The sequence below is a fragment of the Modestobacter sp. VKM Ac-2977 genome, from assembly GCF_026968045.1.
GTDB lineage: Bacteria > Actinomycetota > Actinomycetes > Mycobacteriales > Geodermatophilaceae > Modestobacter.
Window position 1 is genome coordinate 1,559,087 of the sequence record NZ_JAPVBQ010000001.1, and the last position, 9,698, is coordinate 1,568,784.

Annotated in this window: 9 protein-coding genes; all 9 read left to right on the top strand. The window is 74.3% G+C overall.

Annotated features, from left to right (window positions below):
• The first annotated feature begins 29 nt into the window (after positions 1–29).
• The 9 genes from argC to tyrS are packed head-to-tail and all read left to right on the top strand — an operon-like array spanning position 30 to position 9,339.
• Positions 30–1,070, top strand: coding sequence for an N-acetyl-gamma-glutamyl-phosphate reductase (gene argC, locus O2V63_RS07590; protein ID WP_269166923.1), 1,041 nt, complete (start codon positions 30–32; stop codon positions 1,068–1,070).
• A complete protein-coding gene (gene argJ, locus O2V63_RS07595; protein ID WP_269166924.1) occupies positions 1,067–2,218 on the top strand; it encodes a bifunctional glutamate N-acetyltransferase/amino-acid acetyltransferase ArgJ in 1,152 nt (383 codons plus the stop codon). The genes argC and argJ overlap by 4 nt, the downstream gene beginning before the upstream one ends.
• Entirely contained in the window at positions 2,215–3,246 is a 1,032-nt protein-coding gene (gene argB, locus O2V63_RS07600; protein WP_269166925.1) for an acetylglutamate kinase, read from the top strand. Before argJ ends, argB begins: the two co-directional genes overlap by 4 nt.
• Positions 3,243–4,433, top strand: a complete 1,191-nt coding sequence (locus O2V63_RS07605) for an acetylornithine transaminase (protein ID WP_269166926.1) — start codon at positions 3,243–3,245, stop codon at positions 4,431–4,433. Before argB ends, O2V63_RS07605 begins: the two co-directional genes overlap by 4 nt.
• Positions 4,430–5,380, top strand: coding sequence for an ornithine carbamoyltransferase (argF, locus tag O2V63_RS07610; protein ID WP_269166927.1), 951 nt, complete (start codon positions 4,430–4,432; stop codon positions 5,378–5,380). Before O2V63_RS07605 ends, argF begins: the two co-directional genes overlap by 4 nt.
• Entirely contained in the window at positions 5,377–5,922 is a 546-nt protein-coding gene (locus O2V63_RS07615; protein WP_036336557.1) for an arginine repressor, read from the top strand. Before argF ends, O2V63_RS07615 begins: the two co-directional genes overlap by 4 nt.
• The gene (argH, locus tag O2V63_RS07620) at positions 5,919–7,361 is read left to right on the top strand and encodes an argininosuccinate lyase (protein WP_269166928.1); all 1,443 of its coding nucleotides are present in this window, start codon (positions 5,919–5,921) and stop codon (positions 7,359–7,361) included. The genes O2V63_RS07615 and argH overlap by 4 nt, the downstream gene beginning before the upstream one ends.
• A 5-nt stretch (positions 7,362–7,366) precedes the next feature.
• Entirely contained in the window at positions 7,367–8,041 is a 675-nt protein-coding gene (locus tag O2V63_RS07625) for a DNA-3-methyladenine glycosylase (protein ID WP_269166929.1), read from the top strand.
• Positions 8,038–9,339 carry a tyrosine--tRNA ligase gene (tyrS, locus tag O2V63_RS07630; RefSeq protein WP_269166930.1) on the top strand — a complete coding sequence of 434 codons (1,302 nt, stop codon included), beginning with the start codon at positions 8,038–8,040 and terminating at the stop codon, positions 9,337–9,339. Before O2V63_RS07625 ends, tyrS begins: the two co-directional genes overlap by 4 nt.
• The last annotated feature ends 359 nt before the right edge of the window (positions 9,340–9,698 follow it).

The window sequence follows — 9,698 nt, forward strand, 5'->3', positions numbered from 1 at the left end:
TCATGCACGAGCAGGTATGGTCATGCACCGTGAACAGCGAACAGACGTGGACGGTCGGGGTCACCGGCGCCACCGGGTACGCCGGGGGTGAGGTGTGCCGGCTGCTGGCCGGGCACCCGCGCCTCCGGCTGACCGGGGTGCATGCCAACTCGAGCGCCGGCCGACGCCTGGGTGAGCTGCAGCCGCACCTGCTGCCCTACGCCGACCTGGAGGTCCAGGGCAGTGATGCGGCGGCCCTGGCCGGCTACGACGTCGTCGTGCTGGCCCTGCCGCACGGGGAGTCCGCGGCGATCGCCGCCCAGCTGCCCGCCGACACGCTGGTCATCGACTGCGGCGCCGACCACCGGCTCAACGACCCGGCCGCCTGGGCCCGCTGGTACGGCGGCGAGCACGCCGGCCACTGGCCCTACGGCCTGCCCGAGCTCCCCGGCCAGCGGGAGCAGCTGGCCGGTGCCCGGCGGATCGCCGTCCCCGGTTGCTACCCCACGTCGGTCACCCTGGCGATGGCCCCGGCGCTGGCCGCCGGGCTCGTGACGCCGGACGTCGTGGTGGTCGCGGCGAGCGGCACCTCCGGGGCGGGCAAGAGCGCGAAGACCCACCTGCTGGGCAGCGAGGTGATGGGCTCGGCCAGCGCCTACGGCGTCGGCGGGGTCCACCGGCACACCCCGGAGATGGTGCAGAACCTGGCGCAGGCCGCCGGGAAGCCGGTCCGGATCAGCTTCACCCCGACCCTGGTGCCGATGAGCCGGGGCATCCTGGCCACCTGCTCGGCCCCGCTGGCCGACGGCGTGGACGCCGCCCGGGCCCGGGCCGCGTACCAGGAGGCCTACGGCGACGAGCCGTTCGTGCACCTGCTGCCCGAGGGCCAGTGGCCCACCACGGCCGCGGTGCTCGGCGCGAACACGGTGCAGCTGCAGGTCGCGGTCGACCCGGACGCCGGCCGGCTGGTCGTGGTCGCCGCCGTCGACAACCTGACCAAGGGCACGGCCGGCGCCGCCCTCCAGTGCGCCAACCTGGCCCTCGGCCTCCCCGAGACCACGGGTCTCCCGACCGTCGGGGTCGCACCGTGAGCGTCACTGCCCCTCAGGGGTTCCGGGCGGCCGGCGTCGCCGCCGGCCTGAAGTCCAGCGGCGCGCCGGACGTCGCCCTGGTCGTCAACGACGGGCCGGACGACGCTGCGGCCGCCGTCTTCACCACCAACCGGTTCCCGGCAGCCCCCGTGCTGTGGAGCCGGCAGGCGCTCGTCGACCACCGGCTGCGCGCGGTCGTGCTCAACTCCGGCGGCGCCAACGCCTGCACGGGGCCCGAGGGCTTCGGCGACACCCACACCACCGCCGAGCACGTCGCGGCCGAACTGGGGCTCGGTGCCGTCGACGTCGCAGTGGCCTCCACCGGCCTGATCGGCGTGCGGCTGCCGATGGACACGCTCCTCGCCGGGGTCGGTGCCGCGGTCGCGGAGCTGTCCGCCGACGGCGGCCCGGACGCCGCCCGAGCGATCATGACCACCGACTCGGTGCCGAAGACGACGGTGCAGACCGGAGACGGCTGGACCATCGGCGGGATGGCGAAGGGCGCGGGCATGCTCGCCCCCTCGCTGGCCACGATGCTCGTCGTCCTCACCACCGACGCCGTGGTGCCGGCCGAGGTGCTCCAGCCGGCGCTGCGGGCGGCGACCAGCGTCAGCGTCGAGCGGGTCGACTCCGACGGCTGCCTGTCCACCAACGACACGGTGATCGTGCTGGCCAACGGCGCCAGCGGGGTCACGCCGAGCGCCGAGGAGTTCACCGCCGCCCTCACCGCGGCCGCCACCGACCTGGCGATGCAGCTGCTCGCCGACGCCGAGGGCTCGACCAAGGACATCGCGATCACCGTCCGCAACGCGGCCAGCGTCGCCGACGCGGTCACCGCCGGCCGGGCCTGCGCCCGGAACAACCTGCTCAAGACCGCGCTGTTCGGCAACGACCCCAACTGGGGCCGGGTGCTGGCCGCGATCGGCACCACCGACGCGGCGTTCGAGCCCGACCAGGTGGACGTGACGATCAACGGCGTCACGGTCTGCCGCGACGGCGCGATCGGCGACCCGCGCGAGGGCGTCGACCTGTCCGGCCGGGCCGTCACGATCGACGTCGACCTGCGGGCCGGCAGCGAGCAGGCCACGATCTGGACCAACGACCTGTCCCTCGCCTACGTCCACGAGAACTCGGCCTACTCGACATGACCAGCAACGACACCCCGCCCCAGGACCCGACCCCGCCCGACGTCGCCCCCGACCTCGCCACCCCGCCGGCCCGGCGTTCGGTGGGCACCCCGCGGGTCATGCGCACCCACGACCCCGAGGGCGATGCGCGCAAGGTCGCCGTCCTCACCGGTGCGCTGCCCTGGCTGCGGGAGTTCCACGGCCGGATCGTGGTGGTGAAGTACGGCGGGCACGCCATGGTCGACGAGCAGTGCCGACGCGCCTTCGCCGAGGACATGGTGTTCCTGCGGACCTGCGGGATCCTGCCGGTCGTCGTGCACGGCGGCGGCCCGCAGATCAACGGCATGCTCAGCCGGCTGGGCATCGAGAGCGAGTTCCGCGGCGGGCTGCGGGTCACCACCGAGGAGACGATCGACGTCGTCCGGATGGTGCTGACCGGTCAGGTGGGCCCCGAGGTGGTCGGCCTGATCAACTCCTACGGCCCGCTGGCCGTGGGGCTGTCCGGTGAGGACGGCGGCTTGTTCACCGCCGAGCGCACGCACGCGATCATCGCCGGCGAGCCGGTGGACGTCGGCCTGGTCGGGGACGTCGTCGCGGTCGACCCCGCCCCGGTCCACGCGCTGCTCGAGGCCGGGCACATCCCGGTCGTCGCCACCGTCGCACCGGACGCCTCCGGGCAGGTGCACAACGTCAACGCCGACACCGCGGCCGCGGCGCTGGCGGTCGCCCTGGGTGCGGTGAAGCTGGTCGTGCTCACCGACGTCGAGGGCCTCTACGCCAACTGGCCCGACCGCGACTCGCTGGTGCAGAAGATCGACGCGACCGAGCTGGCGGAGATCCTCCCGACCCTGGACGCCGGGATGATCCCGAAGATGGCCGCCTGCCTGCGGGCGGTCGAGGGCGGGGTGCGGCGGGCCACCGTCATCGACGGGCGCCTGCCGCACGCCCTGCTGCTGGAGACCTTCACCACCGAGGGCACCGGGACGATGGTCGTCCCGGCCGGCACCGACACCACATCACCGACACCGGAGGGAGTGACCGCACCATGACGCACACCGAGGAGCTGGCCACCCGCTGGTCGGCCGTGATGATGGGCAACTACAAGACCCCGCCGGTGGCGCTGGCCCGCGGCGCGGGCGCGACCGTCTGGGACGTCGACGGCCGGGAGTACACCGACCTGCTCGGCGGGATCGCCACCACGATCCTCGGGCACGCCCACCCGGCGGTCGTGCACGCGATCACCGCCCAGGCGCAGCTGCTCGGCCACGTGTCCAACCTGGCCATGCACGAGCCGGGGGTGCTGCTGGCCGAGCGGCTGCTGGAGCTCGCCGGCCGGCCGGGGCGGGTCTTCTTCTGCAACTCCGGGGCCGAGGCCAACGAGGCCGCGTTCAAGCTCAGCCGGCTGACCGGGCGGCCCGAGGTGGTCACCGCGATCGGCTCCTTCCACGGCCGCACCATGGGCTCCCTCGCGCTCACCGGGCAGCCGGCCAAGGCCGCCGCCTTCGCCCCGCTGCCCGGCGGCGTCCAGCACGTCCCGTACGGGGACGCCGACGCGCTGTCGGCCACCGTGGGGGAGCAGACCGCGATGGTGCTGCTGGAGCCGATGCTGGGGGAGGGCGGCGTGCTGCCGGCCCCGCCCGGCTACCTCGCCGCAGCCGCGGAGACCGCCCGCTCGGCGGGTGCCCTCTTCGCCGTCGACGAGGTGCAGACCGGCAGCGGGCGCACCGGGCAGTGGTTCGCCCACCAGGCCGACGGCCTGCAGCCCGACGTCGTCACCCTGGCCAAGGCCCTCGGCGGCGGCCTGCCGCTGGGCGCCACCCTGGCCTTCGGCGCAGCCGCGGACCTGATGACCGCGGGTTCGCACGGCTCCACGTTCGGCGGCAACCCGATCGTCGCGGCCGCCGCCCTGGCCGTGCTGGACACCATCCGGGACGAGGGGCTGCTGGAGCGCGCCAAGGAGATCGAGCACCGGGTCGCCGCCGGCGTCGACGCGCTGGGCCACGAGGGCATCAGCGGCGTCCGGGGGCGGGGCGCGCTGCTCGGCGTCGTCCTCACCGCGCCGGTCGCCGCCGCGGTCGAGACCCACCTGCGGGCGGCCGGGTTCCTCGTGAACGGGGTGGCCGCCGACGTCGTCCGGCTGGCGCCGCCGCTGGTCGTCACCGACGCCCAGCTCGACGCGTTCGTCGCCGCGCTCCCCGCCGCGCTGGACGCCGCCCTCCAGGAGGCGGACCTGTGACGGTCCGGCACCTCACTCGGGACGACGACCTGACGCCGGCGGAGCAGGCCGAGGTCCTGGCGCTGGCCGCGCAGCTCAAGGCGAGTCGGCACACCGCGGCCGCGCCCGCCCCGCTGCGTGCGGCCAACGGCACCGCGCGCACGGTCGCGGTGCTGTTCGACAAGCCCTCCACCCGTACCCGGGTCTCCTTCTCCGTCGGCGTCAGCGAGCTCGGCGGTCAGCCGCTGGTGATCGACGGCGGCGCCAGCCAGCTGGGGCGCGGGGAGTCGGTGGAGGACACCACCCGGGTGCTCGACCGGCAGGTGGCGGCGATCGTCTGGCGGACCTCGGGCCAGGAGCGGATGGACGCCATGGCGGCGGTCAGCCGGGTCCCGGTGGTCAACGCGCTCACCGACGCCTTCCACCCCTGCCAGGTCCTGGCCGACCTGCAGACCGTCCTCGAGCGTCGGCCGCAGCTGGCCGGGCTCACGCTCAGCTACCTCGGCGACGGCGCCAACAACATGGCGCACTCCTACCTGCTGGGTGGCGCGCTGGCCGGCATGCACGTGCGGATCGGCTCGCCGGAGGCCTTCCAGCCCGACCCGGCCGTGCTGACCCGGGCGGGGCAGATCGCGAAGGAGACCGGTGGGTCCGTGCAGTGGACCGCCGACCCGGCCGCCGCCGCCGACGGCGCTGACGTGCTGGTCACCGACACCTGGGTGTCGATGGGGCAGGAGTCCGAGCACGCCACCCGGATCGCGACCTTCGGGTCCTACGCCGTCGACGAGCCGGCGCTGGCCCGGGCCGCCGACGACGCCGTCGTCCTGCACTGCCTGCCGGCCTACCGCGGCAAGGAGATCGCGGCCTCGGTGATCGACGGGCCGCAGAGCGCCGTGTGGGACGAGGCGGAGAACCGGCTGCACGCGCAGAAGGCCCTGCTGCTGTGGTTGCTGGAGCGGTCGGGGTGACCACCGCGCTGACCCGCTCCGCCCGGCACGCCCGGATCGCCGAGCTGATCACCGCCGGCCCGGTGACCTCGCAGACCCAGCTCGCCCGCCTGCTGGCCGAGTCCGGGGTCGAGGTCACCCAGGCGACGCTGTCCCGCGACCTGGAGGAGCTCGGCGCGGTGAAGCTGCGCGGGTCCGACGGCGCGCCGGCCTCCTACGTGCTGCCGCCGGAGAACGCCCCGCTGCGTCCGGCGCAGTCCGCGCCGGCCCGGCTGACCCGGCTGCTGGCCGACCTGCTGACCAGCGCCGAGGGCAGCGCCAACCTCGCCGTCGTCCGCACGCCCCCGGGCGCTGCCCAGTTCCTCGCCTCCGCGCTGGACAAGGTCGGGCTCCCCGACGTGCTGGGCACGATCGCCGGGGACGACACTCTGATGGTCGTCTCGCGCGACCCCCACGGGGGCCCCGCGCTCGCGGACCGGCTGCGCGCGCTCGCCGAGCGCGCCCACCCGGTGCACGGGGACGACACCGACCTGCACGCCGACGTGGAAGTGAGCGCAGAGTGACCGAGGGCAACGCCGGGAGCCAGACCCGACTGTGGGGCGGCCGTTTCGGGGGCGGCCCGTCACCGGCGATGGCGGCGCTGTCGAAGTCGACCGACGTCGACTGGCGGCTGGCGCCCTACGACCTGGCCGGCTCGCGCGCGCACGCCCGGGTGCTGGAGCGGGCCGGGCTGCTGACCGTCGACGAGCTGGCCAGGATGATCGGCGCGCTCACCGAGCTGTCCGCCGAGGTCGGCGACGGCACGTTCGCCCCGATCGAGGCCGACGAGGACGTGCACGAGGCGCTCGAGCGGGGCCTGCTGGAGAAGCTCGGCCCGCTGGGCGGCAAGCTCCGCGCCGGCCGCAGCCGCAACGACCAGGTCGCCACCGACCTGCGGCTGTACCTGCGGCACAACGTGCGCCGGCTGGTCGGCGAGCTCGCCGCGCTGGAGAAGGCGCTGGTCGGGCTGGCCCTGCGCTACCGCGACGTCGCCGCCCCGGGGATGACCCACCTGCAGCACGCCCAGCCGGTGCTCATCGCCCACCAGCTGCTCGCGCACGCCCACTCGCTGGCCCGTGACGTCGACCGGCTGCTGGACTGGGACCGGCGGGCAGCGGTCAGCCCGCTGGGCTCCGGCGCGCTGGCCGGTTCCTCGCTGGCGCTGGACCCCGACGCCGTCGCCGCGGAGCTGGGCTTCGACCGGGCCGCCGACAACAGCATCGACGCGGTCAGCGACCGCGACTTCGCTGCTGAGTTCTGCTTCGTCGCGGCCCTGCTCGGCGTGCACCTGTCCCGGCTGGGGGAGGAGGTCGTGCTCTGGACGTCGACCGAGTTCGGCTGGGCCCGGCTGGACGACGCCTGGGCGACCGGGTCGTCGATCATGCCGCAGAAGAAGAACCCGGACATCGCCGAGCTGGCCCGGGGGAAGGCCGGCCGGTTCGTCGGCAACCTGACCGGGCTGCTGACCATGCTCAAGGGCCTTCCGCTCGCCTACGACCGTGACCTGCAGGAGGACAAGGAGCCGGTCTTCGACTCGGTCGAGCAGCTGCTCCTGCTGCTGCCCGCGGTCACCGGGATGGTCGCCACCCTGACCCTGCGCCCGGAGGTGATCGAGGCCGCCGCCCCCCAGGGGTTCGCGCTGGCCACCGACGTCGCCGAGTGGCTGGTGTCCAACGGCGTCCCGTTCCGGTCCGCACACGAGATCAGCGGTTCGATGGTCGCCTTCTGCGAGGAGGCCGGTCTCGAGCTCGACGAGCTGGACGACGACCAGCTCGCCGGCATCGACGAACGGCTCACCCCGGAGGTGCGGTCGGTGCTGACCGTCCCCGGTGCCCTGGCGGCCCGGCAGGCCCGCGGCGGGACGGCGCCGGAGCGGGTCGCCGAGCAGCTCCGGTCGCTCTCCGAGCTCGCTCGTGAGCACACCGAGTGGGCGTCGTGGTCACCGGTGGCCGGGGCCCTCTAGCCCGCGTGGCCACCGACCTCCCGCCGTCCGACCGGCCCGGACCTGGTCCGCTCCTCACCGAGGAGGACCTGCTCGGGCCGGTCGACGAGGTCGCCCGGTCGCTGCTGGGGTGCTGGGTGGTGACCGACCGGCCCGACGGGCGGGTCGCGCTGCGGCTCACCGAGGTGGAGGCGTACTCGGGGCAGGGGGAGGACCCGGCCTCGCACGCCCATCGGGGCCCGACCCCGCGGGCGGAGATCATGTTCGGCCCGCCTGGCCGGCTGTACGTCTACTTCAGCTACGGGGTGCACTGGTGCGCCAACGTCGTCGTCGGCCCCGCCGGTCGCGGCTCAGCGGTCCTGATGCGTGCCGGTGAGGTGGTGCTGGGGGAGTCGCTGGCCCACTCCCGTAGGCCGGCCGCACGGGTCGCGCGGGACCTGGCCCGCGGCCCGGCCCGGCTCACCCAGGCGCTGGACATCGGCCCCGACGACCGGGGGACCGACCTGCTCGACCCCGCCTCGCCCGTTCGGCTGCACGCCGGGGGAGCGCCCGCCGGTGTCTCGGCCGGCCCGCGGGTCGGGATCAGCGTGGCCACCGAGCTCCCCTGGCGCTTCTGGGAGACCGACGCCCCATCGGTGAGCGTCTTCCGGGCGGGCGGGAAGCCGCGGCGCCGGGCTGCCAGGCAAGATGGGCGATCGTGACCTCAGCACCTTCTGTGATCGACGAGCTGCACCGCCGCGGGCTGATCGCCCAGAGCACCGACGAGGAGGCTCTGCGCGCCCATCTCGCGGAGGGGCCGGTCACGTACTACTGCGGCTTCGACCCCACCGCGGCGAGCCTGCACGTCGGTCACCTGATCCAGTTCATGGTGCTGCGGGCCCTGCAGCGGGCCGGGCACCAGCCGATCGTCCTGGTCGGTGGCGCCACCGGGCTGATCGGTGACCCCCGGCCGTCGTCGGAGCGCCAGCTGAACGACCCCGCGCAGGTGGCCACCTGGGTGGACGGGATCCGTCGCCGGGTGGGGCCGTTCCTCGACCTGCCGGCAGCCGACCAGGGGCTGCGGGAGCCGATCTACGTCGACAACCTGGACTGGACGTCGCCGCTGTCGGCGATCGACTTCCTGCGCGACCTGGGCAAGCACTTCCGGGTCAACCGGATGCTGGCCAAGGAGGCCGTCTCGGCTCGGCTGAACTCCGACGCGGGCATCAGCTACACCGAGTTCAGCTATCAGATCCTGCAGGCCAACGACTTCCGCGAGTTGTTCCGGCGGCACGGCTGCACGCTGCAGAGCGGTGGCTCGGACCAGTGGGGGAACATCACCGCCGGCACGGACCTGGTGCGGCGGACGGAGGGGGCGTCGGCGCACGCCCTGGCCACCCCGCTGATCACCACGGCCGACGGCAAGAAGATCGGCAAGACCGAGGGCGCCACCATCTGGCTGGACCCGGAGCACACCAGCCCGTACGCGTTCTTCCAGTACTGGCTCAACATCGACGACGTCGACGCCCGGGCCTGGCTGCCGCTGTTCTCCGAGCGCCCGGTCGACGAGGTGGCGGCGCTGATCGCGGAGTCCGAGGAGCGTCCGGCGTCCCGGGCACCGCAACGCGCGCTGGCCGAGGAGCTCACCCGGCTCGTGCACGGCCCTGCGGAACTGGCCCAGGCGGAGGCCGCAGGCCGGGCCCTGTTCGGCCGGGCCGAGCTCACCGAGCTGGACCCGCAGACGCTGACCGCAGCCCTGACCGAGGCGGGCGCGGTCGAGATCCAGGACCCTGCGCTGTCGGTCGCTGCCCTGTTCCAGCGGGCGGGGCTGGCGTCGTCCCTGACCGATGCGCGGCGCACGGTCAAGGAGGGAGGCGCCTACGTCAACAACGTCCGGGTCACCGACGCCGACGCCGCACCCGCCGCCGGGGACTGGTTGACCGGGGGGTGGCTCGTGCTGCGGAAGGGCAAGCGGCTGGTGGCCGGCGTGCACTGCCCCGGGGCCGGTCCGGCCGTTTGAGCTGGGCGATCCCCGGCCTGGCGGAGCGGGCGTCCGTGGCGTGTGAACGCCAGGTGACGGCCACGTCTCGGGCAGGTGGCGCGCGTCACCCGACCCGGGTTTGACACCTCCCGCAGAGCCACGTAACTTTCTCTCTGCGCCGGGAACGACCGCGAGGCCGGGACCGGGCGCCGAGCAGGACAACACAAGCCGGAGACGACGACCTGAGAGGGTCTGGTTCGCCGCGCGTCCGCTCCTTGAGAACTCAACAGCGTGCCGAAAGTCAGTGCCAAGTATCAATACCCCCATTCGGCGTCCTTCGGGGTGTCGTTGGGATTCCTTTGGTTGATTGAACGAGAGTGCCAACTCTCGGTCTCAGC

What these genes read in the sequence shown, in the direction of transcription:
- argB (WP_269166925.1), top strand. Translation starts at nt 2,215, where the DNA reads ATGACCAGCAACGACACCCCGCCCCAGGACCCGACCCCGCCCGACGTC.
- O2V63_RS07605 (WP_269166926.1), top strand. Translation starts at nt 3,243, where the DNA reads ATGACGCACACCGAGGAGCTGGCCACCCGCTGGTCGGCCGTGATGATG.